The sequence below is a fragment of the Rhizobium leguminosarum genome, from assembly GCF_004123835.1.
Taxonomy (GTDB): domain Bacteria; phylum Pseudomonadota; class Alphaproteobacteria; order Rhizobiales; family Rhizobiaceae; genus Rhizobium; species Rhizobium leguminosarum_M.
In genome coordinates, this window is the sequence record NZ_MZMU01000015.1 from 289,352 (window position 1) to 314,341 (window position 24,990).

The 24,990-nt window shown below is 59.4% G+C and carries 27 protein-coding genes; 15 read left to right on the forward strand and 12 right to left on the reverse strand.

The window, feature by feature from the left end; all coding sequences use genetic code 11:
* Positions 1-3 precede the first annotated feature (3 nt).
* Together ctaD and coxB are read right to left on the reverse strand one after the other, a co-directional pair.
* Positions 4-2,520 carry a cytochrome c oxidase subunit I gene (gene ctaD / locus B5P46_RS23675; RefSeq protein ID WP_129420835.1) on the reverse strand — a complete coding sequence of 839 codons (2,517 nt, stop codon included), beginning with the start codon at positions 2,518-2,520 and terminating at the stop codon, positions 4-6.
* Positions 2,517-3,491, reverse strand: coding sequence for a cytochrome c oxidase subunit II (gene coxB, locus B5P46_RS23680; protein ID WP_129420836.1), 975 nt, complete (start codon positions 3,489-3,491; stop codon positions 2,517-2,519). The genes ctaD and coxB overlap by 4 nt, the downstream gene beginning before the upstream one ends.
* Positions 3,492-3,674: 183 nt before the next feature.
* On the opposite strand from coxB, the gene B5P46_RS23685 reads away from it, so the two are divergent.
* Together B5P46_RS23685 and B5P46_RS23690 are read left to right on the forward strand one after the other, a co-directional pair.
* Positions 3,675-3,923 (forward strand): hypothetical protein, encoded by a 249-nt coding sequence (locus B5P46_RS23685; protein WP_129420837.1) that lies wholly within the window; start codon positions 3,675-3,677, stop codon positions 3,921-3,923.
* A 574-nt stretch (positions 3,924-4,497) separates the two neighbouring features.
* Positions 4,498-4,788, forward strand: a complete 291-nt coding sequence (locus tag B5P46_RS23690) for a DUF982 domain-containing protein (RefSeq protein WP_129420838.1) — start codon at positions 4,498-4,500, stop codon at positions 4,786-4,788.
* 185 nt (positions 4,789-4,973) lie between these two features.
* Here the strand turns inward: B5P46_RS23690 and B5P46_RS23695 are convergent, their stop codons facing one another.
* Positions 4,974-5,801: a nickel-binding protein gene (locus B5P46_RS23695; protein ID WP_129420839.1), complete on the reverse strand. Its 828-nt coding sequence runs from the start codon at positions 5,799-5,801 to the stop codon at positions 4,974-4,976.
* 546 nt (positions 5,802-6,347) lie between these two features.
* Here B5P46_RS23695 and B5P46_RS23700 point away from each other — a divergent pair.
* The 3 genes from B5P46_RS23700 to B5P46_RS23710 all read left to right on the forward strand — a co-directional run bounded on the left by B5P46_RS23700 (position 6,348) and on the right by B5P46_RS23710 (position 7,134).
* Entirely contained in the window at positions 6,348-6,605 is a 258-nt protein-coding gene (locus B5P46_RS23700; RefSeq protein ID WP_011651896.1) for a DUF982 domain-containing protein, read from the forward strand.
* A gap of 107 nt (positions 6,606-6,712) precedes the next feature.
* Positions 6,713-6,883, forward strand: a complete 171-nt coding sequence (locus B5P46_RS23705; RefSeq protein ID WP_162039352.1) for a hypothetical protein — start codon at positions 6,713-6,715, stop codon at positions 6,881-6,883.
* Positions 6,883-7,134: a hypothetical protein gene (locus tag B5P46_RS23710; protein WP_129420840.1), complete on the forward strand. Its 252-nt coding sequence runs from the start codon at positions 6,883-6,885 to the stop codon at positions 7,132-7,134. The genes B5P46_RS23705 and B5P46_RS23710 overlap by 1 nt, the downstream gene beginning before the upstream one ends.
* Here the strand turns inward: B5P46_RS23710 and B5P46_RS23715 are convergent.
* Genes B5P46_RS23715 through B5P46_RS23735 form a run of 5 tightly spaced genes read right to left on the reverse strand, consistent with a single transcriptional unit; the run spans position 7,063 to position 11,275 of the window.
* A complete protein-coding gene (locus B5P46_RS23715; protein ID WP_245456250.1) occupies positions 7,063-7,473 on the reverse strand; it encodes a hypothetical protein in 411 nt (136 codons plus the stop codon). The two genes, B5P46_RS23710 and B5P46_RS23715, sit on opposite strands and share 72 nt — an antisense overlap.
* Positions 7,474-7,532: 59 nt before the next feature.
* Positions 7,533-8,309, reverse strand: coding sequence for an ABC transporter permease (locus B5P46_RS23720; RefSeq protein ID WP_129420841.1), 777 nt, complete (start codon positions 8,307-8,309; stop codon positions 7,533-7,535).
* Positions 8,293-9,123, reverse strand: coding sequence for an ABC transporter ATP-binding protein (locus B5P46_RS23725; RefSeq protein WP_129420842.1), 831 nt, complete (start codon positions 9,121-9,123; stop codon positions 8,293-8,295). The genes B5P46_RS23720 and B5P46_RS23725 overlap by 17 nt, the downstream gene beginning before the upstream one ends.
* Before the next feature lie 15 nt (positions 9,124-9,138).
* The gene (locus B5P46_RS23730) at positions 9,139-10,140 is read right to left on the reverse strand and encodes an ABC transporter substrate-binding protein (RefSeq protein ID WP_129420843.1); all 1,002 of its coding nucleotides are present in this window, start codon (positions 10,138-10,140) and stop codon (positions 9,139-9,141) included.
* A 52-nt stretch (positions 10,141-10,192) separates the two neighbouring features.
* Complete coding sequence (locus B5P46_RS23735) at positions 10,193-11,275, reverse strand: 4-oxalomesaconate tautomerase (RefSeq protein ID WP_129420844.1); 1,083 nt, start codon at positions 11,273-11,275, stop codon at positions 10,193-10,195.
* Between the two features lie 108 nt (positions 11,276-11,383).
* Here B5P46_RS23735 and B5P46_RS23740 point away from each other — a divergent pair, with 108 nt between their 5' ends.
* Positions 11,384-12,301: a LysR family transcriptional regulator gene (locus B5P46_RS23740; RefSeq protein ID WP_026158678.1), complete on the forward strand. Its 918-nt coding sequence runs from the start codon at positions 11,384-11,386 to the stop codon at positions 12,299-12,301.
* Positions 12,302-12,496: 195 nt separating this feature from the next.
* Here B5P46_RS23740 and B5P46_RS23745 read toward each other — a convergent pair whose 3' ends face one another.
* Positions 12,497-13,993: an FAD-dependent oxidoreductase gene (locus tag B5P46_RS23745; RefSeq protein ID WP_129420845.1), complete on the reverse strand. Its 1,497-nt coding sequence runs from the start codon at positions 13,991-13,993 to the stop codon at positions 12,497-12,499.
* A gap of 44 nt (positions 13,994-14,037) precedes the next feature.
* On the opposite strand from B5P46_RS23745, the gene B5P46_RS23750 reads away from it, so the two are divergent.
* Positions 14,038-14,562, forward strand: coding sequence for a MarR family winged helix-turn-helix transcriptional regulator (locus B5P46_RS23750; protein WP_129420846.1), 525 nt, complete (start codon positions 14,038-14,040; stop codon positions 14,560-14,562).
* Positions 14,563-14,673: 111 nt separating this feature from the next.
* Entirely contained in the window at positions 14,674-15,150 is a 477-nt protein-coding gene (locus tag B5P46_RS23755; RefSeq protein ID WP_129420847.1) for a DUF2938 domain-containing protein, read from the forward strand.
* A 424-nt stretch (positions 15,151-15,574) separates the two neighbouring features.
* Here the strand turns inward: B5P46_RS23755 and B5P46_RS23760 are convergent, their stop codons facing one another.
* The 3 genes from B5P46_RS23760 to B5P46_RS23770 are packed head-to-tail and all read right to left on the reverse strand — an operon-like array spanning position 15,575 to position 18,568.
* Positions 15,575-16,216 (reverse strand): ThuA domain-containing protein, encoded by a 642-nt coding sequence (locus B5P46_RS23760; RefSeq protein ID WP_003539493.1) that lies wholly within the window; start codon positions 16,214-16,216, stop codon positions 15,575-15,577.
* A 17-nt stretch (positions 16,217-16,233) separates the two neighbouring features.
* The gene (locus B5P46_RS23765) at positions 16,234-17,334 is read right to left on the reverse strand and encodes a Gfo/Idh/MocA family protein (protein ID WP_129420848.1); all 1,101 of its coding nucleotides are present in this window, start codon (positions 17,332-17,334) and stop codon (positions 16,234-16,236) included.
* A 34-nt stretch (positions 17,335-17,368) separates the two neighbouring features.
* Positions 17,369-18,568 (reverse strand): ROK family transcriptional regulator, encoded by a 1,200-nt coding sequence (locus B5P46_RS23770; protein WP_129420849.1) that lies wholly within the window; start codon positions 18,566-18,568, stop codon positions 17,369-17,371.
* A gap of 202 nt (positions 18,569-18,770) precedes the next feature.
* Between B5P46_RS23770 and B5P46_RS23775 the strand changes: the two genes are divergently transcribed.
* The 7 genes from B5P46_RS23775 (at position 18,771) to B5P46_RS23805 (ending at position 24,957) form a co-directional block, all read left to right on the forward strand.
* Complete coding sequence (locus tag B5P46_RS23775) at positions 18,771-20,075, forward strand: ABC transporter substrate-binding protein (RefSeq protein WP_129420850.1); 1,305 nt, start codon at positions 18,771-18,773, stop codon at positions 20,073-20,075.
* Positions 20,076-20,158: 83 nt separating this feature from the next.
* Positions 20,159-21,097 (forward strand): carbohydrate ABC transporter permease, encoded by a 939-nt coding sequence (locus B5P46_RS23780; RefSeq protein WP_003559249.1) that lies wholly within the window; start codon positions 20,159-20,161, stop codon positions 21,095-21,097.
* Positions 21,090-21,938 carry a carbohydrate ABC transporter permease gene (locus B5P46_RS23785; protein WP_003539503.1) on the forward strand — a complete coding sequence of 283 codons (849 nt, stop codon included), beginning with the start codon at positions 21,090-21,092 and terminating at the stop codon, positions 21,936-21,938. The genes B5P46_RS23780 and B5P46_RS23785 overlap by 8 nt, the downstream gene beginning before the upstream one ends.
* A gap of 22 nt (positions 21,939-21,960) precedes the next feature.
* On the forward strand, positions 21,961-23,034 hold the full coding sequence (locus tag B5P46_RS23790; protein ID WP_129420851.1) for an ABC transporter ATP-binding protein: 1,074 nt from the start codon (positions 21,961-21,963) through the stop codon (positions 23,032-23,034).
* Between the two features lie 34 nt (positions 23,035-23,068).
* The gene (locus B5P46_RS23795) at positions 23,069-23,293 is read left to right on the forward strand and encodes a hypothetical protein (RefSeq protein WP_129420852.1); all 225 of its coding nucleotides are present in this window, start codon (positions 23,069-23,071) and stop codon (positions 23,291-23,293) included.
* Positions 23,294-23,449: 156 nt separating this feature from the next.
* A complete protein-coding gene (locus B5P46_RS23800) occupies positions 23,450-24,046 on the forward strand; it encodes a hypothetical protein (protein ID WP_129420853.1) in 597 nt (198 codons plus the stop codon).
* Between the two features lie 143 nt (positions 24,047-24,189).
* A complete protein-coding gene (locus B5P46_RS23805; protein WP_129420966.1) occupies positions 24,190-24,957 on the forward strand; it encodes an alpha/beta hydrolase family protein in 768 nt (255 codons plus the stop codon).
* Positions 24,958-24,990 lie beyond the last annotated feature (33 nt).

Sequence of the window (24,990 nt, forward strand, 5' to 3'; positions counted from 1 at the left end):
TCGTCACCTCAACTCTGGAAACAAGCCCAGCACTCCGAAGGAGGTGAGGGCAGTGATGACCAGGAAGTGCCAGTAGAGCACGACGTTGCGCAGGTCGGCGTCATATTCGGCCGTCAGGCGACCCGCAAAACTACTCGCCAGACAATAGAACTGCATGACCACGGCAACGAGGCCATGAATGACCGTCCAGAGTACGATGACCCAGACGATCGCCGGATAGACATGCGCCGTCGGCTGCATGTCGTAGAGATAGGGACCCGCCAGACCGGCGGCGCAGGCGGCAAGTGTGAGGATCGTGGCGGTGAGGAGACAAAGGCGGGCAGATGCCGTCCGGCCCTTGGTATTGATGTATCGCGCAAACAGCATGGCAAGCCAGGCAAGCGCAAAGAACGCAGCCGCCATCAGAGGCCAGAGCCTGCCCGGACCCGGCAATCCTGCCGTAAAATCGGGATGGATAGTCCAGTAGAAAAAATAGCCGAACATCAGGCTGGCATAGGCTGTGCCGTCTCCGGCCATGGTGATGAATACCGCCCACCAGCCGACCGAAGCCGGGCCGGAGGCGTAAAGGGGAACCTGCTTGCCAAGCCCGATATCCCTGAGGTTTTGCCTTGGTATCTCGCTGGTTCCCGTCCAGAGCCAAATCAGGATGGCGGCAAGGGTCACGGTGGCGCACAGCGCCGTCAAGATCCACCAATGGAAGGTCAGCGCGATGAACACGCCGCCAAGTGCGAAAGCGGAGATGATGGTCAGAAACGACGTGCCGCCGACCCGCAGGCATTGCAGCGGTTCGGCGTCCAGAACCGACGTCACGAGCGTTTCGCGCCGACCATCAGCTGCGTCCGGCAGATAGAACCGACCCGCCTTGATGCCGTCGATCAGCTCCGGCTGGTCCCAGAGGGGATACCGGCTTTTGATGATCGGAATGGACCGCACGCCCCAATTTTCTTCCGGCTCGCTGATCCACTCCAGCGTTCCGGCATTCCAGGGGTTCATTTCGCCTTTCGGTTCGCGGTGTTTCGGACGCAGAATATCGACGACGATGATGGCGACACCGGCGGCAAAGACGAAAGCGCCGATGGTGGAGACGAGGTTCAGGAGGTTCCAGCCAACATCGGACGGGTAGGTGAAGACCCGCCGCGGCATGCCGCGCAGACCAGTCAGATGCATGGGGAAGAAGGCAGTGTTGAAACCGACGAACATCAGCCAGAAGGCGATCTTGCCCCATCGATCCGAGAGTTTTCGCGCGTTGATCAGCGGAAAATAATAATAGATTCCGGCAACCACCGGAAACAGCATGCCGCCGATCATCACGTAATGGAGATGGGCGACGACGAAATAGGTGTCATGTGCCTGCCAGTCGAAGGGCGCGAGCGCCACCATGACGCCAGTCAGCCCACCAATGATGAAGATTGCCAGTCCCCCGGTGCCAAAGAGCATAGGAAGGGAAAAGATCACCCGGCCGGCCAGCATGGTGGCGATGAAGACAAAGATCTGCACCCCAGTCGGGATTGCGACGGCCTCGGACGCTGCCGAAAAGAAGGCCAATGAAATCTGCGGCAGGCCGGTGGTGAACATGTGGTGGACCCACAGCCCGAAGCTCAGGAACCCCGTGCCGACCGCGGCCAGCACGATCCAGGAATAGCCGATGATCGGACGCTGCGCGAAGGTCGGAACGATCATCGCCATGAGCGCGATGGCGGGCAGGAAGATGATGTAGACCTCGGGGTGGCCGAAAATCCAGAACAGATGCTGCCAGAGCAGCGGATCGCCGCCGCGTGCGGCATCGAAAAAAGGCCAGTCGAACATCCGCTCCATCTCGAACAGGATGTCGCCGGCAATCAGCGGCGGGAAGGCGAAGAGGATCATGCCCGCCACGATCAGCAGATACCAGGCAAAGAGCGGCATCATGTTGATCCGCATGCCCGGCGCCCGGCATTTCATGATACCGACGATGAGCTCGACGGCTGCGGCGATGGACGCGACCTCGATGAAGGAAAGGCCGAGCAACCAGATATCCGCGCCGATGCCGGAATATTGCTTGTCGGTGGCCAGCGGCGGATACATGAACCAGCCCGAATTGGGTGCTGCCCCAAAAAAGATGGACCCGCAGACAAACACGCCGCCGAGCGCAAAACTCCAGAAGCCGAATGCGGAAAGCCGCGGAAAGGGCAGTTCCCGCGCGCCGAGCATGGAGGGCAAGAGAAAGATCGCGACCGCCTCGAAGATCGGAACGGCAAACAGGAACATCATGACCGTGCCGTGCAGCGTGAAGGCCTGGTTGAAGAGATCGGCGGCGAGAAAGTCGTTGTTGGGGACTGCCAGCTGCACACGCACGAGCAGCGCAAGCATGCCGGCAAACAGCATGAAGATGAAGGCGGCCGATCCATACCAAAGGCCGATCTGAGTGTTGTTGACGGAGGTCCAGTAACGCCAGCCTTTCGGATTGGCCCATACGCGCCGAAGTTCCGCTTCCTGCGCGGCTGATGTTTCGGCTGAGACCGAAGCAAGGGGTTCCGTCATTTGAGCCCCCCGAGATAGCGGGCAATTTCCTCGATATCATCTTCAGGAAGCATGTCGAAAGCGGGCATCTTCGCGCCCGGTTTCACCGATGAGGGTGAGCGAATAAAGCGGGCGATGTTTTCCCGCGTGTTGGCAAGCGCACCTGCACCGATCGAGAGGCGGGCGCCGATCAAGGAGAGATCCGGAGCGGTCTGGCCGGCGATCTGCAGTCCACGGAGTGAATGGCAAGCCACACAGCCATGGCGCTGCAGGAGTTGTCGGCCTTCATCCGCAACGCTTGCGTCGCCATCGATCAGCCTGCTGCGCCAGGTGCTGTAATCCTCCTCCTCCAGGACGACAACCGAGAAAGCCATATAGGCGTGCGAGGCACCGCAAAATTCGGCGCAAGGGGCACGATAGGTGCCGGTGCGCGTTGGCGTCAGCGTGAGGACATTGGTCCGGCCCGGAATCATGTCCATCTTGCCGCCGAGCGCCGGAATCCAGAAAGAATGAATGACGTCGGTTGCTTTGAGAGAAAAGGTCGCCGTTCGGCCGACGGGCAGGCGAATTTCGTTGGCGGTCTCGAAAGCAGGCTGGTCGCCGACGGCCGGATAGCGAATACGCCACCAGAACTGCTCCCCCGTCACCTCGATCGCCCCATCCTTTTCTGCAAGCGGGTTCCAGGGCCGTATCGCCGGCATCAGCCAGACTGCATAGCCCAGCAAAAGCAGAAGGACGACAGTCGGAAATGCAACTCCACCCCAGGCAATGAGCGCGCCAGCCTTCTCCGCCGCCCAGGCTTCCCGTCGATGGCGCGCAGCGTGAATGAGCAGGAAGGTTACACCGACCCAAATCGACATGCCGCCAATAACCATGACGACGAACAGCCGATAGACCGCCTCCGATTCCTCGCCGGCAGGACTAAGCGCGGACTGCTGACCGCTGCAACCCGCAAGAACGAGTGCACTGAAAGGAATAAGACATCGCAGGATTGTCGGTCTCCCTTTCCTCCAATGCTCAAGCTCTCCGATATGGAACGCGTATGTCCGGCGGCAAGTGGCTGATGTTTGTTGGGCGGCAACTCGGTGGTATCGCCGATGCCATAAAATACCGTCACAACCGACGACCGAAAATTCCTTCGGTGCAAAGGCCTATTCGAAACCTGTCAGGAGGCGTTGGCGGATCAATCGCTTCGTGAAGTGTTTTCAACCAGGCGCGTGCTCCGCTTCCCTCGTTCATACGATCGCCGGGAGAAGAAGACGCGGTTGAGCCGCCACATTCCATCGCCACGTCTGCAATCAGCGGAAGCCGAAGAAACTCAAAATCGCGAGTACGATAACGACAGCGCCGACAATCCAGATCAAATTGTTCATGGGAAACCGTTCTCCTGTTTAGGGTTGGGCCATTATGACCCGATCTCTTAACGGTGAGGCAGGGCTTGGAGTTCCCAACCGGTCCAATTGCTGTCGCGTGCCGCTTCCGGCGCCAAACCAATTTCCGGCTCTATGCCTTTCAATAGCTGCACGAGCGAGCATTGCCGGGTCTGAATCCACCCGCGCAGGCCGGGTTAACCGATGTATCCCGCTGATATTGAAAATCCTGGTGATCCTGCCTTGCAGGCGATGTGCAGGAAGACGTGAACGCGGACACACCGATCAGCACTACCAATGGAAAAAATCGGCTCATCTGAACGTCTCCTCGCAAGCTTGTCATGGTTGCAATCTACTATGCCAGCACGAGAATATACGAAAACATCTGGCCGCCAGATCACGCTCACCTGAGCCGAAACATTCGTATGATTGATCAATCAATCTATAATCGTGATGCGTCGTCAACCGATGATCAAATTCACGTAAGTCTAATCTGGTCGGGTTATTCTGTCGTTATGGAAGTAGTTGCACGAAGTTAATAGTCAAGTGGACGCGATTTCGACTTGAACAGATCGCGGTTTTTCAGTAAAATTACACCATAAAAAAGTAATATAAATGGGAGGATACTATGTCGTCAACTCGGTTTGATCCGATTCTGCTTCACCGCAAACATTTCATCGATGAGATCAGCTCCCTCGATGAAATCTTCGATTTTCTCGACGAGTGGCCGGAGGACAAACGGGGTTTGGCATATGACACGCTGTTGAAGGCATGCAGAGATACGGCCAACGGGCGTTTCCCGCTGAGCGCTGCACGCGAGAATTTCCGGCGGTTCCTGAAGATGTCGGGCGTGCTGGCGAAGGTCGAGGGTGGCGCCAAATTCGACGGACTGATGAACGAGCATATGGGCAATGCTTAGTCAGATATAGGCCTGTTGGGGGCCGTCTGCATGGCAGGTGAGGGCGCGCCGTGACATCAGTTGCGGCGCGTTCTGGTTTAGGTATCTCCAGATCGGATGATCGCCTATTTCTTGGCCACGAAGCGACGCGGCAAGCCTGCCAAGAGGCAGCCGGCTATTTGGTCGGGTGTCGGATCCAACAGATATTAATTTACGCCGGCATTGGCCCAATCGCATCGGAAGACCAGCATGGGCTTCGAGAACCCCTTGAACCGTCGGCGCGTTGCGTGAGCAAAGAGATCGGCGGCGCCGTATTCCCGAAAAATATTCTCCGATACCAGGATCTGGTCGCTGGAGGCTGCCGCGCAGAGACGCGCGGCAAGTTGCACGGTCGAGCCGAAGAGGTCGTTGCTGTCCTCGACGGGCTCGCCGCAATCCACTCCGATGCGGATATGGATAGGCTCGGTGTTTCCGCCGTTGTAACGCTCGAATTCCCGCTGGATCGCCATGGCGCATGCGACGGCTGCCGTTGTGACAGCGAAGGCCGCCATGATGCCGTCGCCGGTGTGTTTCACCTCGCGGCCTGAGTTCTGGCTGAGGCATCGGCGCACGATAGAGTCATGGGCGCGGACCATTTCGGTCGCAATGCGGTCGCCGAGGCGCGATGTCATCGCTGTCGATCCGACGATATCGGTAAAGAGAATTGCCCGGTGGCCGGGATCGACGTCGCTGGACGACTGGCCAGGCGTCGGCTCAGGATCGTGAATTCGGCCAAGAAAAGCCTCGACCGCCGACAAGGCGACTTCGACGATCTCGCCGGCGACGAAGCCGTGGGCCTCGCGATGCACGCATTGCGCAGTTTCCGCATCCGGCGCATCCACGAGACAGAAGGCGGTCCCGCGCCGCTGATCGAACCAGTAGGTCAGGAACTTGACGCCGTATTTGTCCTGAATATCGAGATCCATGCGATGCGCCTGGGCAACGTCGGCGGCTGTCGTTCCTTCAAGAAAGTGCCGGTCCATGAAAATAGGCATCGCGCGCTCCTCCCAGATCCGCCGCGTGCAGGAGATGGCATTGTACGACCCGGACGAAACTCCGTCCACCTCCGGGACAATCAATGAATGATTAGAGAGGTTCTTGCTTCCAGAAAAGCATATGTGTTGCTGTAATCCTCATAGAGTATAGAAGGAAAGACTGAGTTTTAATCAGCGGCGCGTGGGATGAAGCCCGATATTTACCATAATCAGTCGCTTAATGACTGGTCGGGGGAGCTGTCGGGGTCTTCAAGCGTTCCATGTTCTCAAGCGCGGCGGCTGCCGGACCCGGGAGGGATGGAGAAACACGTCTGTGACGGCCATGATTGACCAGAGCATGATGCCGAAAGTGTGAGCGGTTTTCGGACCACATCAGGCTCTAACTATATAATGTAGAACAGGATTCAGATTTTAGGCCGACCTAGTCTAAAATCATCCTGTTCTAGGATCAAAAGCCACGCTTCGGCCGGTAGGCGGCTTGCCAACGGCACGCAAATTGCATCGTATTCCATAAGCTCCACCGAAATTGGGAAAAGCTGTAGCAAAGTGAGACAGACGGCACATTTTCGACCGGTCGGCTTGGCCTCAATGGGGCTTGGCCATTATGCCGTTATTAACTCTGTGTGGGACGCCGCGCGCACGCTCCTGCGCGACTGGCCGGTAGACGACGGCGAAGAGTATTTCGAGGCCGTCAAGTCGTGCCTGGATGCGATTATCGGCGATCTCCCACCGGAACACGTGCGGGCGGCCTTCATCCGGGCGGCACAGGAGGCCGGCATTGCCGTCATAGAAGCGGCGGACTGAATACTCTCCGCGCTTCCCCATCTATCCTCAAAGCCAGGTCCTCCCGACGCTTGACTTTTCCTGCCGAAGTTCTAATCTAGAACAAAACAGGAACATTGGAGATGATCATGACGCATACGGAACAGGTGATCGCCAACGCCCTCGCGCTTGTCGAAGCGTCCCGCGCAGCCCGCGAGCGGGATCAACAGCGGCGTGCCGCCTGGCAGAGAAAGGTCGAACTCAGCCGGCCGCTGCCGCCATTGCCGCGCCCGGTTCAATTGCCATTGGCGCTGAACTGATGCAGCCGGCAAAAGCCTTGGAACCCCATTGGGCACGCCCCGAACAAGCGGGGCTCGAGCAAGCCTGGCCCGATCAAGCCTGGGAAGTCGAAGCCGTGCTTGCCTGGCATGACGACAACGCCAAGGCGGCGATACGCTCGCTGCTCGATGACTGCAAACATCTCCGCCAGCAACTGGCGCTAGCGGAAAGCGTGATGAGCCGCGGGATGGCCCGCGGATGGGTGCCGCGATACGAGCGCGACGCCCTCTGAAACCGAGGCGATCCGGACCCGGCAGGAGGCGTCAGCCGCCGGCAGCGCTCGTCTCCGGATCGATTGCGGGGAGCAGGCTTCGGGCGATGACGGCTCCGACCAGTGCGATCGCCACCACGGCGCCGATCCATGCGCCATACAGCTCTGCCCGAGAATGACGCCGGCAAGGACCGGCGTGACGATGTCGGTGATGGCGACAAGCGACTGCGTTGCTCCCATGACGATGCCCTGGCGTTGCTGCGGCACATGCACGGAGAGCGCCGCGGCGACCGTCAGTGCAAAGAACGGCGAAGGCGAGGGTGGCGATGTCGGTTGCGCTTTCGGCCAAGCATCCCTCATTTTCCATTCTTGTGGCGATCATTAAAAATGGAGGCCGGCGTCAGCCAGCCTCCATTGCGTCATGCGGGGCGCTCTTCGGCGGCGTTTGGCCGCCATTTGATGAGCTTGCTTTCGACCACATCGAGAATCCTGTCGATGATCAGGACGAAGATCGCCAGGATGATGATACCGGCGAATACGCCGACAGCATCGAAGTTGCCTTCCGCCTGGGCGATGAGATACCCAAGTCCTGCCGACGCGCCGAGATATTCCCCAATGATCGCGCCGACCACTGCAAACCCTACAGAGGTGCGCAGCGACGACAGGATCCAGCTGGCAGCGGCGGGGAAGTAGACATGACGCAGCAGATCCACCCGCTTGGCACCGAGGATTTTCGCATTGGCAAGAACGACAGGATTGACTTCGCGCACACCCTGCATGGCATTGAAAAAGGTGATGAAGAAGACAAGCGTGACCGCTAGTGCCACTTTGGACCAGAGACCCAGGCCGAGCCAAAGAACGAAGATTGGCGCGAGAACGACGCGGGGAATGGCATTGAGTGCCTTTATGAACGGGTCGAGAATGCGCGCCGCGCTACGGCTGAGACCGAGCCAGACACCAGCGGCGACACCGAGACCCGTGCCGATTATGTAGCCGAGCACGGTCTCAGTCAGCGTTATCGAGATATGCTTGTAGAAGCCCGGATCAACAACCCAGGTAACAATCTGGTTGAAGATATCAAGGGGCGCCGGGAAGAAGAAAACGTCGATGACGCCGAGGGTGACGCCGAGCTGCCAGCCTCCAAGAATAAGAACCAGCAGACACAGCTGGATGATGCGTTCAGTCACGACGTTCATAGCTTTTCTCCACTTCGCCGCGCAGGCTCGCCCAGATATTGCGGTACAGATCCATAAAGCGGGGATCGAGTTTGATTTCCGCGACGTCGCGGGGGCGCTCGAGTTCCACCGGGAAGCTTTCGATGACCCGTGAACGAGGACCGGCTGCAAGAATTGCAACACGGTCGCCAAGGGCAATGGCTTCCTCCAGGTCATGCGTGATCATCACCACGGCCCTGCGCTCTTCCTGCCAAAGACGCAGCAGTTCGTTTTGCATGAGGTGCCGCGTGTGAATATCGAGGGCCGAAAAGGGCTCGTCCATCAGGATGACTTTGGGGCCGGCGATCAGGGCCTGCGCCATCTGGACACGCTTGCGCTGGCCACCGGAAAGCTGATGCGGATAGCGATGCTCAAACCCTTTAAGTCCGACTTTCGCAAGCCAGTTCATCGACCGCTCGCGCCGCTCCGCGCTCGGCACACCTTTGAACAGCAGTCCCAGTTCGACATTCTCGATCGATGTCTTCCAGGGCAGCAGGGCATCCTGCTGAAAGAGATAGCCGATATCGTTCTGGACACCCTTAACCGGAGCGCCGTCGATCGTCACCGTGCCGCTGGCAGGTTTCAAAAGACCGGCAATGGCGTTGAGCACGGTACTTTTGCCACAGCCCGTCGGGCCGACGATGGCGAGAAACTCGCCATCGGCAACTGTCAGGTTCACGTCCTGCACTGCGACATAGGAGCCGAATGACATCGTGACCGCGTCGATCGATACCATTGGCCTTTTATTGTGTTTGCCCGTCGGGACGGACATGGGTTTTACGACAGCCAATGCCATGGCCTCCTCCTAGAGTCAGTTGATGGTCTTGTCCGTGACCTTGTCCACGAAGGCGTTCGTGTAGGTTTTGGAAAGATCGATGGTCGCGGCGGCAACCTTTTCGTTGAAGCTCTTCAAGACGGCGAGCGGTGTCTGAGTGTCGGTCTCGCTGAACTTGCCGTCGACTGAGAAGATCGGTTTGGCGTTTTCGACGGCCTTCACGTAGGTCTCCCTGTCGCCTGAGACGAATTCCTTCGGCAGTTTTTCGACGATCTCTTCGGCGCTGTGATTCTTCATCCACTCCAGGGCCTTAACGGTCGCGTTGGTGACTTTCTGGATGGTTTCCGGGTTTTCGTCGATATAGGCTTGAGTCGCGTAGAGAACCGAGGTCGGGTAGATTCCGCCGTAGATTTCCTTCGCCCCCTCATCGCTGCGGGCGTCGATGAGGATCTTCCCGACACCCTTTGCTTCGATGAATGTCGCGGCCGGATCATAGTTGACCAGAAGGTCGACCTTACCCTGTTCCAGCGCCGCAACGGCAGCCGACCCGGACCCGACGCCGATCAGCGATACGTCATCGGCCGATAGGTTGTGGCGCTGCAGATAAAAGCGCACGAAGAAGTCTGATGATGAGCCGGGTGCGGTGATACCGATTTTTGCACCCTTGATCGTATCAGGCTTTGCCGGATCGAAAGTGGCGTTCTTTCCACCGGCAAGCACGAGACCGGAATTGCGGGCCAGCTGTACGAAGCCGACAACGGCCTTGTTCTGCGACTGCATCTGGATGGTGTGGTCGTAGAAGCCGACGGCAATATCCGTGGAACCGGCAACGAGCGCCTGAAGCGTCTTGGAGCCGCCGGATGCAAAATTCTCGACGGTTACGTCCAAACCTTCCTTTTCATAAAGCCCAAGGCCGGCGGCCACGGGAAAGGGCAAGTTGTTGAGATTGTAGGATCCGACGCTGATGCGGACCGGTTCGGCAAGCGCCGTTCCTGCAAAAGCAACGGTTGCCGCGAGCGCGAGCATGAGTTTACGCATGATTTTCCTCCACTGATAAATTATGTGGCACCCTCCCGGTGGCCACTTCAAGTTACGCCGCGCGAACGATCCTGCCGAGCGGTTTTGCAAAGACCTGGCCCTCAAAGAGCCGCCGGGCCGTTCTCAGTATTCCCGCAATGGTCTTGCCGTCGCGGGTATCCAGTTTCACGTCCAGGCGACCGCTTGGATGTTCCAAAACAAGTGTAGTTGGTGGCGATTGCTTGCCGATCAGCAACGAGGCAATGGTGCCTTCGTTGATACAGGCGGTCGCGATACCCACGGCACCGGTTGTCGCGAGCGACGGGTGACATTGCAGCGGCATGAAATAACGGACGCTCAGGTGTCCGCCATTTCTGGGTCTGCAGATCAACACCGGCTTCGGCGTCACCTGACTGCTGACATCGCCCATGCCCATGAGCCGGCCCGCTTCCAATCGCAGACGCTCAAGGCGCTGCAGCAATACGGCGTTGCCATTGAGTTCTGCTGCCGATTCATAACCGCTGATCCCAAATGCTTCGGCAGCGACGAGCATCATCGGCATTGCACAGTCGATACAGGTTACGTCGATGCCGTCGATTGTGTCGTGCGGATGGCCGGTCGGGAAAAGCGTGCCGGTGCGAGCGCCGGCAGCATCCATGAAAGTCAGGGCGATCGGGGCTGCCAATCCTGGGACGCCGTCAATCGCGGCGTCGCCGAGATAAGCGACCTGGCCATCCGGCGTTGGAACCTCGGCCTCAATCAGCTTGCCGGTGTTGACGTTATGAATTTTGACACGGGTGACTGGGCCTGTCGTCTTCACCAGACCAGCCTCAATGGCGAACGGTCCGACAGCTGCCAGCATGTTTCCGCAATTTGGCGAGGTGTCGACCAACTGCTGATCGATGCGGACCTGTGCAAAAAGATAATCGATATCCGCGCCTTCTGCACTGGACGGCCCGACAATAGCAACTTTGCTCGTCACGGGATTGCCGCCACCGATCCCGTCGATCTGGAGAGGGTGCCCGGAACCCATGATGGATAGGAGTATCGCGTCCCGCTCGGCTTTGTCGCAAGGGAGATCCGACGACAGGAAGAATGGCCCCTTCGAGGTTCCGCCCCGCATGAGAACACAGGGTATGGAGATCAGGTCATTCATCGTCGCTTCCATTACCAATGTGGTTTTCGTATCAATCGGCTTCGTTATTGCATTTAGCGGAAAGTCGATTAATTTGTGAAATGCGAATTACGGATGGAGTGATGCGTTTTGAGCATTAATTGCGAAATTTTGGATTTGCGGGCCTTTCTGGCGGTCGTGGAGTTGGAAAACTTCCACCGCTCGGCTGAACTGCTCAACCTGTCACAACCGGCCCTCAGCCGACGAATTCAAAAGTTGGAACTCGCCATAGGCGCGCCGCTGCTTGAACGAACGACACGGCATGTTTCCACCACCGCTTTGGGGGCCGAACTCATCCCCTTGGTGAGACGCATGCTGGAAGAATTCGATACATCGCTTTTTGCGGTTCGCGATGCCGGATCACAGCGCAGCGGGCTCGTCACGATCGCGTGTCTGCCGACGGCCGCGTTTTATTTTCTTCCGACAGTCATCAAGCAGTTCAGTGTTGAATATCCCCACATCCGGTTTCGGATTCTCGACTTGCCGGCGACCGACGGTTTGCAAGCCGTTGCGCGAGGGGAAGTCGAGTTCGGTATCAATATTATGGGATTATCCGATCCCGACCTCGTCTTCGAGCGGCTGATCGAGGATCCGTTCGTTCTTGCGGCTCGCAATGACCATCCGTTAGCATTGAGAGATGAACTGGAATGGGGAGATCTAACACCCTATCAGCTTATCACGGTTCATCGTTCCAGCGGCAACCGAACGCTTCTCGATGCGGCATTGGCCAAATCCAACCTGAAATTGCGATGGTCCTATGAGGTAACCCATCTTTCGACTTCGCTCGGTCTGGTCGAAGCCGGATTGGGAATTTCGGTTCTGCCAAAACTCGCGACCCCCCAGGAGGATCATCCGTTCCTCGTTACCAGACCAATCCGAAACCCGGAAATATCCCGTACAATCGGCATCGTCCGCCGCCGCGGAGGAACGCTGTCTCCGGCGGCCGAACGGTTTATGACGATGTTGATCGGAACCTGGGCTGGGAAAAAGCTCACTGGAAATCCATGATTCGAAGTCGGGGTCAGCAGGACAGCTCCCACCGACACGCTACGGTAGGACGGTGAGATCCGGGCGGTCGCCTTGAAACCCGCGTCGACCGCTTCTCCGGCGCGCCGGCCATCGCGGCGATTTTTTTCCGAAACCGGCTCCAGCAGCGCGTCTTTTCAGTCGCGCCGATGACGCCGTGGCGCTTTGAGTTGCCGCTTATGCAGCAAGGCCGACATTTGCGAGATAGGCTTCCAGAGCCCAGGCGTGAGCGGACGCAATTATAGCGCCGACATAGCCGTCCGGACGCACGAGCACCCAGTCGCCGGATTCCAGACCGTAAGCATCATGGAAATGCCCGCCTTCATCGATGAGATCTCCGCGCCGGCCGATCCTGTGGATATGCAGGCCCGGGCGCGGCGGCACGGCGGCTTGCTCGGCCTCGTAGCCCAGCAGCGTCCAGTGCGGCCCCCTGAACAGTTCGAATAGACGCGTCGGCTGGCAGGCGACACCTTTGAGCGGCGCATCGGGCGCACGATCGCCCGCAAGCAGGCCGGCGCTCCGCTCCGGCTTTTCCAGCGCGAAGGAGGAGGAGGGGTAGCCGATATCGAGTTGATGCACATCGCGGCCGCGCCGCATATCGCCTCGCTTCATGGCGTCGAGAAGATTGGTCGCCAGACCGAGCACGGCGGCGGCGACCGGGCGGCGCTCTTCCTCATAGCTGTCGAGCAGCGCGTCGGGAGCACCGGCAGTGACCGCAGCCAGTTTCCATCCGAGATTATAGGCGTCCTGAACGCTGGTATTCAGACCCTGTCCGCCGGTTGGTGGATGCGTATGGGCGGCATCGCCGACCAGGAACACGCGGCCGAGTCGGTAGCGATCGGCAAGCCGGGCGTTCATATGGAAGGCTGACGCCCAGGAGACCGATTGGACCTCGATGTCCTCGCGGCCGGCGCGTTCCTTCACCAGGGCAGTCAAGCCTGCCGCGGAGAGGTCGACCTCGCCTTCGAGCGGGATGGGTGCCTGGATCTGGAACAGATCCGTTCCCGCGAGCGGGCAAATGGCGATCTGCCGCTGCCTGTCGCCATCGCCGAAGCGATGCCATACGTCTCGGTCCAACCCTGTCAGAATGACATCGGCGACCATGGCGCGCACGCCGAGCGTCTTGCCGGGAAAGCCGATATCCAGCGCGTGGCGCACGAAGCTGCGGCCGCCATCGGCGCCGACGAGCCAGCGCACGCGGATGGCCTCTTCACCGGATGTGCCCTTAAGCCGCGCCGTCACGCCGGCCTCATCCTGTTCGAAGCCGATGAGTTCGCTGGCGAATTCGGGGCGATGCCCAAGCTCGAGCAGGCGCTCGCGCATCACGCCTTCGGTCAGGAACTGCGGCACCATCAGCGGAAGATGATAGGGCTCGGCCGGCGTCGGCTCGCCACCCATCACGGCGTCGGATTCGCTGACGCTGCCGTCGTCACGATATTCCCGCTGCCGGGGATAGGCGCCGCCGAGCGCGACGATCCGGTCGAGAATGCCGAGATCCTCGAACACTTCCTGGCTTCGCGGCTGAATACCCTTGCCGCGGGAACCGCGGAATGGGTCGTTCAATTTTTCGATCAGGCGGAAGGATACGCCCCGCCGCGCCAGCTCGATTGCCAGCGTCAGGCCGGCCGCACCGGCGCCTGATATCAGCACGTCGACTGTGGAATTTTCTGTCATTGATCTCTCCATGTGTGTATTATGCACATAATAGGAGAATCGGCATGACGTCAACAAATAATGTGCAAAATACACATATAAGCGGAAAACTGCGCGAACTGCATGGGGCTCTGATCGAGATCGTCAGCGTCATGAACCGCCCGCAGCGCGACGAACAGATGGTCCGCGAGGCGGGGATTTCGCTCGATCGCGCGCTGTTTCCGCTGCTCGTCACGATAGAACGGCTCGGTCCCATCGGGGTGGTCGAACTCGCCGACCGTGCCGGCCGCGACTACACCACCGTCAGCCGTCAGGTCGCCAAGCTGGAAAGTCTCGATCTGGTGGAGCGCCGCGGCAATGCCGCCGACCGCCGCGTGCGCGAGGCGGTCATCAGCCCGAAGGGCAAGGCAATGACCGATCGCATCGACGTCGCCCGCGAACAGATGGGCCGCGCCATCTTCGAGAGCTGGGAGGAACATGACTTCAATGAACTCGTGCGGCTCATGCGGAAGTTTGCGAAGGATATCAGCGGCGATATCGGCAATGGCGCGGGAGAAACTGGGGGCGAGGGCAGACCGCAGGCAGATTAGCCTCTGAATCACTCCCGAATGTGCCTTTTGAATTCACCGGAGCCATTGCGCCGGCGCGTCTGCGATGATCTTCTAGCATCCTGCAATCGCAACGTTTTCCGGTGATTCCCAATGTTCGATATTCTGTGGCGCGGCCTGGTGATCGGCGCCGGCGCAACCATCCTAATGGACCTCTGGGCGATCCTGCTCACCCAGTTCGGCCAGGCGGCCCCCAACTGGGCACCTGTGGGACGCTGGTTCTGGCACCTCCGCCGCGGCAAGGTCTTTCACGAGAGCATTGCCGACGCTGAGCCCTATGCCAATGAACTGGCGCTCGGCTGGATCAGCCATTACGCCGTCGGCATTCTCTATGGGGTGATCTTTGCCATCATCATGGGCTCGGTCTGGCTGGCAGCCCCGACATTTCTTCCCGCCTGGATCTTCGGCATCGTCACCGTCGGGGCAGGGTGGTTCCTGCTGCAGCCGGGCCTCGGCATCGGCTGGGCCGCCTCCAAACATCCGACGCCGAACAAGGTGCGGTGCTTCAATCTGCTGGCTCATACGGTGTTTGCATTGGGGCTCTACGGCACTGCTTTGATCATTGGGTGAGCCCGGGGTCGGTTTCGTCCGCCCCAGGGCGACGGGACATGCCGCAACGTCTCGATTCCCTCTTCTCCCCAGCGGGGAGAAGGTGCCCGTAGGGCGGATGAGGGGGTCGGCGAAGCAGGTCTTTCCGACATCATCCATGCGGGCTTCGACCGTGTCGATATCGTCTCGACCGAGGTCAGGGCGTTGGATCTTGGCGTTGCCGTCGGTGTGGCGGGATAGGTGAATTATGTGAGAGGTGTTCCGTGTGACCCCTCATCCGCCTGCCGGCACCTTCTCCCCGAGGGGAGAAGAGATTATGCCGCGACCTCTCCGTCCCTCGCCACGTCTCGCAAAGCACGTCCTCCGCCGCGTTTACAGGGGCCGGAGGGTCGAGACGAGTGGCTCGACCCCGGTAAGGTGCAGCTATCCCCACGTATCGGACAGCCTACCGCGCCGCCCAGTTGGCGCCGCGGCGGAAGATGGTTTTCATCTGGGGAACGTCGAATTCCTTGGCCTGATGGCCGAGTGAGGAATAGAAGACGCGGCCCTTGCCGTATTTTCGCTTCCAGACGACAGGCATGACGACGCCATCGATCCAGTAGGCGTGTTCGCCGGTGAATTTCGTCGTCGCCAGAACCTCGTTCGAGGGGTCGACATGCATGTAATATTGCTCTGACGTATAGGGGAAATCGGCAATACCCTCCATGAGCGGATCGTCGGGGCGTGTGATATTGACGGTATAATCGATGATGTTGCCGGGATGAGCCACCCACTGGCCGCCGATGATGAACTGGTAGTCGACGGAGTCGCGGAAGGCATCGCCCGCGCCGCCGTGATAGCCGGCAATGCCGACGCCGCTCTCGATCGCCGTGGCGAGGTTCTTGACCTCTTCCTTCTCGATCTTCGACATCGTCATGATCGGTACGACGAGGCTGAGATCATGGACGGAAGGGTCTGCAAGCGCCTCGGTGCCGTGTTCGAGATAGACCTTGAAGCCGTCTTCCTCGAGCATGGTCTTGATGATTTCGGCGCATTCCTGCGGCTCGTGTCCACTCCAGCCACCCCAGACAATCAGTGCTTCACGCATAGTCTTTCCTCCTGAAATTATTTCGCCAGCCGTCCGTCGACGATGGAATCGGACAGCGGGGCAGGGCGCTCCGTTGCCGTGGTGATCGCGACCGTCCGGCCGGTCGCGGCAGCGGTGTGAAATGCTTCCATGACTTCCAGCACATGCAGTGCCAGATCGCCATTGGCGCGGTGCGGCCGGTTGGAGCGGATCGCATGCGCCATGTCGGCGACGCCGAGCGAGCGATAATTGCCGTCGGCATAGGGTGATGTGACCGGCTGGTCCTCGAACGAACCGCCCTTCTTCAAATACTCCACCGGGCCGCCGAACCTGTTCGGATCGGGAACGATCAGTGTACCCTCGGTTCCGTAGACCTCCAGCGGCACATGCTTGTGGCCGGCAACATCGAAGCTCATGGCGATCTGGACGACGGCGCCGTTGGCAAAGGCCATCATGCCGGTGACATGGGTCGGCACATGCACGGGAATGCGCTCGCCGTTTCGCGGTTCGCTGGTGATCAGCCGTTCCGCGCGCGGCGTCGTCGCAAAGCCCGCAACTTGAGAAACCGGTCCGAGAAGATTGACGAGATCGGTGATGTAGTAAGGACCCATATCGAGCATCGGCCCGCCGCCGACTTCGTAATAGAAGGCCGGGTTCGGATGCCAGCGCTCATGGCCCGGGCACATGAAGGTTGCCGAGCCGCCGACCGGCTGGCCGATGACGCCTTGGTCGATCAAGGCACGGGCCGTCTGGTGGCCGCCGCCGAGGAAGGTATCGGGGGCAGCGCCGATGCGGAGATTCCTCGCCTTGGCGGCTTCCGCCAATTTTTTCCCTTCCGCGAAATTAATCCCGAGCGGCTTTTCCGAATAGGTGTGCTTGCCGGCCTCAAGCGCCTGCAATGCCACGGCAACGTGGGCTTTCGGGATCGTCAGATTGACAATGATCTCGACCCTGGGATCGGTGAAAAGCTCTTCGACGGTCTTGACGGGAACATTGAATTCCGCAGCCTTTGCTTCCGCCAGCTCCCGATTGAGATCGGCGACGCCGCGGATGTCGAGAATGGGAAAGGATGCCATCGCCGTGAGATAGGCGCCCGAAATATTGCCGCATCCGATGATGCCGATACCGACCTTGTCCATGAATTCCTCCATTGAGTCTTGATTGTGACGCCCGTCAGAGCGCCGGCCCTGTCGTGCTCCAGGGCGATTCGTAGAGTTCGTAGAGCGCCACGGCCGCCGCACCCTGCGCCCAGAAATCGTCGGTCGAATCGTCGAAGACGAGCTCGCTCACCCCACGCAGCGACGGTGGAATGGCGAGCGCATAGGCATCGCGCAGGCTGTTGAGAAAGGGTTCGCCGAGCGCCAAGCTCGACCCCACAAGAATGACCCGCGGCGGCGCAAACAGCGTGACGATGTTGGCAATGGTCAATCCCACCGCTTCGCCGGCGCGGATGGCGGCACTGATCAGCCGGTCGTCATCGGCCTTGATCAGCGCCTGGGCATGGTTCATGCCGCGCCCGAGACGGATTGCTTCGGCAAAACGCCCATCGGCCTGTTGTTCGCCGAGGATCGCGCTTTCGCCGGCCAGGCTGAAGAGCCGGACGACGCCATTCGGTCCCATGCCGAGCACGAGGTCGCCGAGATTGTGGCTGAGGCCGCCGGCGCCGCGAAACAGGCTGTTGCCGTGCAGGACCCCGAGACCCAGCGTCTGTTCCAGCGAAATCAGCACCATATCCTCGAGGTCGCGCGCCTTCCCGAACCAGTGATGGCCAAGCGTAATGGCGTGGGCGTCGCTTTCGACAATGGTCGGCGTTGCCAGCCGCGTCGACATTTCGGCGGCGAAATCGACATTGGTGTCGCGAAAGATCGGACTGCTGCGGATATAGCCGGTGCGGTGCTCGATGACGCCGGGAAAGCCGAGGCAGACGCTGTCGACATCCTCCAGCGAAAGCCCGGCATCGACGACGCAGCGCCTGACACCATCCTCAACGAGATCGGCGATCACGCCAATCGGCTGCCGGTCGATGCGGATCGGCAAGGCGAGCTTCGACAGCACGTCGCCGCGGAAATTGGTGACGACGAAAACCATCCTGTTGGCGGCGATCTTGGCGCCGACCACGCGGGCCGCATCGGGATTGAGCTCCAGCATCACCCGCGGCCGTCCGCGCACCGCCTCGTTGCGGATATCGCCTTCGTGACGTGGCAGGATCAGCCCGTCGTCGAGCAATGAAGCGGTGATGGCTGAAACGGTCGTGGTGGAGAGTTCGGTACGCTCGCTGATCTCTATCCGCGAGATCGGACCATGGCGCCTGATGGTATCGAGCACGTTCAAGCGATTGATCGCGCGCATTAATTCGGGATCTGCGGTCTTCATTGGAACTAGCCAGGCGAGCGTTTCGTTGGGGCGGAACCCAAATACTTTTAACGGGTTACGAAATAAATAGCAGGGAATTCAGTGGTCCTGTCAAGCGCATTTGATAAAAATAGAGGCATTGGGTTGACAATATGCGAAAGCTCCGTTGAATTAATCCGCATAGGGGAAAAATTGTGAGGATAGGCCCCTGGGAGGAAAAATCATGACTTTTAGGTTCAAGAGCACCGCTCTTCGCGGCAGGCGTATCGCATCCATGGCCGCGGCTGCCGGCATGTTGCTGGCCGGAGCAGGTGCCGCTTCGGCGGCGACGGTGGTCAAGTGGCTGCATCTCGAGCTCGACCCGAAATATGTCGCGGCCTGGGAAGACATCGTCAAGAAATACGAAGCCCAGCATCCCGACGTCGCTATCCAGATGCAGTTTCTCGAAAACGAGGCCTTCAAGGCCAAGCTTCCGACATTGCTGCAATCCGATGACGTGCCGGATTTCTTTTTCAGCTGGGGCGGCGGCGTCTTGAAGCAGCAGTCCGAAACCGGCGCCCTCCAGGATGTGACACCGGCGCTCGATGCCGATGGCGGCAAACTGCGCGGCGCCTATAGCCCGGCTTCGGTCAGCGGCCTGACATTCGAAGGCAAGACCTGGGCTATTCCCTATAAGGTCGGTCTGGTCAGCTTCTTCTACAACAAGGAGCTCTTTGCCAAGGCCGGCGTGAAGGCCGAGGACATCAAGAACTGGGCTGATTTTCTCGGTACCGTGAAGAAGATCAAGGCAGCCGGCATCGTGCCGATCGCCGGCGGCGGCGGTGAAAAATGGCCGATCCATTTCTACTGGAGCTATCTCGTTATGCGCGAAGGCGGACAGAAGGTCTTCGAAGCGGCAAAGACCGGCCAGGGTGAAGGTTTCCTCGATCCCGCGATCATCAAGGCCGGTGACGACCTCGCCGAACTCGGAAAGCTCGAACCGTTCCAGCCTGGCTATCTCGGCTCGACCTGGCCGCAGGCGCTCGGCGTCTTCGGTGACGGCAAGGCTGCGATCATCCTCGGCTTTGAAAATACCGAGGCCAACCAGCGCAAGAATGCCGGCGACGGCAAGGGTCTCGCACCCGACAATATCGGCCGTTTCGCCTTCCCGGCGGTCGATGGCGGCGCCGGCAAGCCGACCGATACGCTTGGCGGTCTGAACGGCTGGGCCGTCACCAAGAAGGCCTCCAAGGAAGCGCTCGACTTCCTCGCCTTCCTGACGAATGCGGACAATGAGCGGGCGATGGCCAAGGCCGGCATGCTTCTGCCCGTTGCCGTCGGCGCCGGCGACGGCGTCACCAACCCGCTGCTTGCCGAATCGGCAAAACAGCTGGCCGGCTCGACCTGGCATCAGAACTATTTCGACCAGGATCTGGGTGCGGCGGTCGGCCGTGTCGTCAACGACGTGTCGGTGGAAATCGTCTCCGGTCAGATGAATTCCAAGGACGGCGCCCAGATGATCCAGGACGCTTTCGAACTGGAACAATAACCAGCGCCTGCAGACCCTTCCTGGCGCTCCGTAAAAATTCGGAGCGCCAGCATTGCTGCCGACGAGATGCGAAAGCAGGACCCATGGCCAATATCTCAGTCCCATCGATAACCACGGCCGCGAGGCCGGCAAAAAGAGCCGCAAACAGCAAGAGCTCGGTCGCCCATGACCGGCTGGCGGTGCTGTTGATCTTCCTGCCGCCGGCGCTGCTGCTTTTCACGCTCTTCGTCATCATGCCGATGGGCGAGGCGGCCTGGTACAGCCTCTACAAGTGGAACGGCTACGGCACGCCGACCGAGTTCATCGCGCTGCGCAATTTCCAGGTTCTGTTTCGAAATGCGGCCTTCACGCAGGCGCTGGTCAATAACGGCCTGATCATCGTGATCTCGATCTGCATCCAGGTGCCGCTTGCCATCTGGCTGGCAACCATGCTGGCGCACCGCATTCCGGGTGTCGTCGGCTACCGCCTGATCTTCTTCCTGCCCTATGTGCTGGCGGACGTTGCCGCGGGCCTTATCTGGCGCTTCGTCTATGATGGCGACTACGGCCTGTTTGCCGCCGTTTCCAACTTCTTCGGCTTCGCCAACCCTTACGTGCTCGCCGACAAGGACGTGGCGATCTATGCCGTGCTTGGGGTCATCGTCTGGAAATATTTCGGCTTTCACATGATGCTGTTCATCGCCGGCCTGCAATCCGTCGACAAGAGCGTGCTGGAGGCCGCCGAAATCGACGGCGCCACCGGCTGGCAGAAGTTCCGTTACGTCACGCTGCCGCTGCTCGGCTCGACCTTGCGTCTTTCCATCTTCTTTGCCGTCGTCGGCTCGCTGCAGCTCTTCGACATGATCATGCCGCTGACCGGCGGTGGGCCATCCAACTCCACCCAGACGATGGTCACCTTCCTCTATACCTACGGCGTCATGCGCATGCAGGTCGGCCTCGGCAGCGCCGTCGGCGTGGTGCTCTTCATCATCTGCGTGACGCTCGCCTTCGGTTACAAAAGGATATTCATGCGCCATGACTGATATGAGCTCTTCCATCCGCATGAGCACGTCCACACGCGTCTATCTCTACGTGTCGCTGAGCCTCATTGCCGCGATCGTGCTCGTGCCGCTGCTGACGACGGCGCTCGGCGGCTTCAAGACCCTGGGCGACCTGCGCACCAATCCCTTCGGCCTGCCGACGGAGTGGCAATGGGCGAACTACACCGATATCCTCTTCGGTGAACGCTATTGGCTGCAGATCGGCAATTCGCTGGTGATCGCCTCGCTCACCGTCCTCCTGACGCTGATCGTATCGTCGATGGCGGCTTTCGCGTTTGCCCATGTCCGTTTCTTCGGATCGTCGTTCCTGCTCAATTATTTCCTGCTCGGCCTGATGTTTCCGGCGGCGACTGCGATCCTGCCGCTCTTCATCCGCATCCGCGATCTTGGCCTGCTCGATACTTATTGGGGTGTGGTGCTGCCGCAGGTGGCCTTCGGCCTCGGCATGAGCATCCTGCTGTTTCGAAACTACTTCCGCAATCTTCCGGAAGAATTGTTTCAGGCGGCTTTTGTCGACGGCTGCGGTTATCTCCGCTTCTTCTGGCATATCTCGCTGCCGCTTTCGCGCCCGATCGTCGCCACCGTCAGCATCATTTCCTTCGTCGGCAGCTGGAACAGCTACATCCTGCCGCTGATCATGCTGAACTCGGAATCCAAATATCCCTGGCCGCTTGGCATCATGGTCTATCGCGGCGAGTACGGCACGGAATGGCAACTGGTGCTGGCCTTCATCACGCTGACCATCCTTCCCACCATCATCGTCTTTTTCGTCGCCCAGAGACACATCATCGCCGGTCTGACTGCCGGCGCCGTGAAGTCCTGAGCCGAACCGTTGGAGTGCAATCATGGCATCCGTTGAACTCACCGATATCAGCAAGACCTATGGCGCCGTCGACGTCATCCACGGCATTTCGCTTCATATTGAGGATGGGGAATTCGTCGCTCTCGTCGGCCCGTCCGGTTGCGGAAAATCGACGCTGCTGCGGATGATCGCCGGCCTCGAGGAGATCACCGACGGCGAGATCTCCATCGGCGGCAAAGTCGTCAACGCCATGACGCCACGCGAACGCAACATCGCCATGGTCTTCCAATCCTACGCGCTCTATCCGCACATGACGGTTGCTGAAAACATGGGTTTCAATCTGAAGCTTGCCGGCGTTGCCAAACCCCAGATTGAGCTCCGTGTCGCGGAGGCTGCCCGTATGCTGGATCTCGCCGAGCTCCTCGACCGCAAGCCGGCCCAGCTTTCCGGCGGTCAGCGTCAGCGTGTCGCCATGGGCCGCGCCGTGGTGCGCAATCCGGCCGTCTTTCTGTTCGACGAACCGCTGTCCAACCTCGATGCCAAGCTGCGCGTGCAGATGCGCTCGGAAATCAAGACGCTGCACCAGAAGGTCAGGACGACGTCGATCTATGTCACCCATGACCAGATCGAGGCAATGACGCTTGCCGATCGTATCGTCGTGCTCAATCAGGGCAGGGTGGAGCAAGAGGGGACGCCGCTCGAACTCTACAGGAAACCCGCCAATCTCTTCGTCGCCGCCTTCATCGGATCGCCGGCGATGAACATGCTCGAAGGCACGGTCGACGGCGAAAACGGTGAGCCAGCCGCCCGCCTCGGAGACGGCACGGCGATCCGCATCGCGCCGGACCGCAAGGTCAAGGCTGGCCAAGCCGTCACCATCGGCCTGCGCCCCGAACATCTCGTTCCCGGTGTCGCCGCCGGCACGCCGCTCGCCGGCCGGACGATGCTGGTGGAACCGACAGGCGCCCAGACCCATGTGGTCTTCGATCTTGCCGGCCAGCAGGTGACCGCCATCGTCGACGGCGAATATCCCGCCCGTTACGGCGCCGTGTTCGAGGCAAGTATTACGAGTGATCAGGTCCACGTCTTCGACCGCGGCACCGGTGTGGCGCTGTAGACGCAAGAATGGGGCATGCGAATCCTCGGCCTAGGTGATCGTCGAAACCTGCCCTCATCCTGCTGCTGCCACCTTTGCCTGGGTGATCGCGATCATTTCTGAGATGAACAGGTCCGATGCTTTCGCGCATACAGGTGATGCCGATATGGTCGCCTGGGTGGAATCGGCCGCAATGTGGACCGTCCTTAACGTGACCGAGCGATTGGCATCCATCGGCTACGGACTGATGCCGGGTCTAGCCAGCTTCCGGTACTTTTAAACCACCAGCTGCGCTCTATCTGAGTATTTCCTTCCGGAAATGGCTCCGCGAATGCACGGCAAACGCCACCGGCCGTGGAGCGCTGGCAATTCGCCAAGAGCAGTCATCAACTGCGAATATCAGTCACCAATTGATCGCGATATTGGAGGTCAGAGAATGCAGCAACACCACTTGGGGATTTTGATTGGTGGCAGTTCGCATGTTGGAAAATCCACACTGGCGAAGAGCTTGGCTGTGGCGCTTGGTAGGGAACTCATTTCCACCGACAAATTGGGCCGCCACCCCGGTAGACCGTGGCCGTCGCTCCGTCCCCAGGTAGCTGAATATTATTCACGTCTCTCCGATGATACAGTGCATTGGTTTTTGAAGGTTCATCACGAGAATATGTGGCCGTACATATGTCAGATCATCGAAAATCAGAGGCGGCTTTTGAAGCCCTTCGTACTTGAAGGGTCAGCACTACGGCCGGAATATATGGTGAAACTCGACCAAAGCCTCGTCAGAAGCGTGTTTCTGTACGCAGAAGACGACTTCTTACATGCCCGCATGATGGAGGAAGCTGGCTACAAGGACGCCACTCAATCGGGCGCTTTGATCATCGAGAAATTTATCGAACGTTCGATCCGCGACAAGAGGGAAATGTTAGAGGCAGCGCGAAACGCCAAACTTCAGTGTGTTGATGTAGCTTACCCGGAAGCCCTTGAAGCCTTGGCCAAGGAACTCGCCGCTGCCTACTCGGTGGCCAATGAATAGGGCGGATAACCAGCACCTTGCTCAAAAGACCGAAACAGACGGATGCGCGGCTAAGCCATTTGGTTTCTCAACGAAATCCGCTGCCACCGGACGTTGCCAATGCCACAAGTTGCACTATTGTCTGTCCGGCACGCGAAAACCTGATGGTGGTTATGCCGGTAGTAACTCGATATCTCATTGACCGGGGTGACGGAGCCACGGTCGAGCTTTTTCAAGCTCAAGCCGCAAGCGAAACGCCCGCAGGAGCAATCCTATTTGTCCACGGCAATCAGGGTGGCCGTCTGCTTGGAGGGATAGAGGCGGTCAACAGCGGCGCATTGCTTCGGTTCTGTTCTGGTTTGAATATCACTGCGGCGGCAGTCTCGCAGCCTGGTTTTGGGGCGTCAGATGGCCCTCCAGATTTCTGCGGTCCCAAAACCCAGCAAGCGATCATAGCTGCTCTCGCTTTCTTGCGGGGCCAGCCTTCCGTCGATCCTGACCAAATTGTTCTTTATGGAAACAGTCGTGGTGCCGTTGCATCGGCAATGGTCGCCACCCAGGTTTCTGATCTGCGAGCAGTCATTCTATCCAGCGGCGTCTACGATCTTGAAGTCGCTTATCACGAGAGTTCAGACGGTTTGCGGTGGGCTATCGAGAAAGAGGCGGGCCTATCGAGAGAGGCTTTTCTGGCTCGCTCTGCATTGCATTATGCACCCGAAGTTCGGTCTGAGACGCTGTTGCTGCATGGAAAGCATGACGACCGTGCTCCGGTTGCCCAAGCCGAACTCTTCTCAAAAGCTCTGTCCAAAGCCGGAGTCCTGGCGACGCTTCACGTCTTTGAGTGTGGACATCAAATTCCGAGGAACGACGTGCAGGGAGCTCTCAGGCCCTTCCTGCAAAGGGTGTTCAATTCCGTCGTAACGTACCACTAATGCCGCATGACAGCTTCGGGCAGCGGGAAAGTG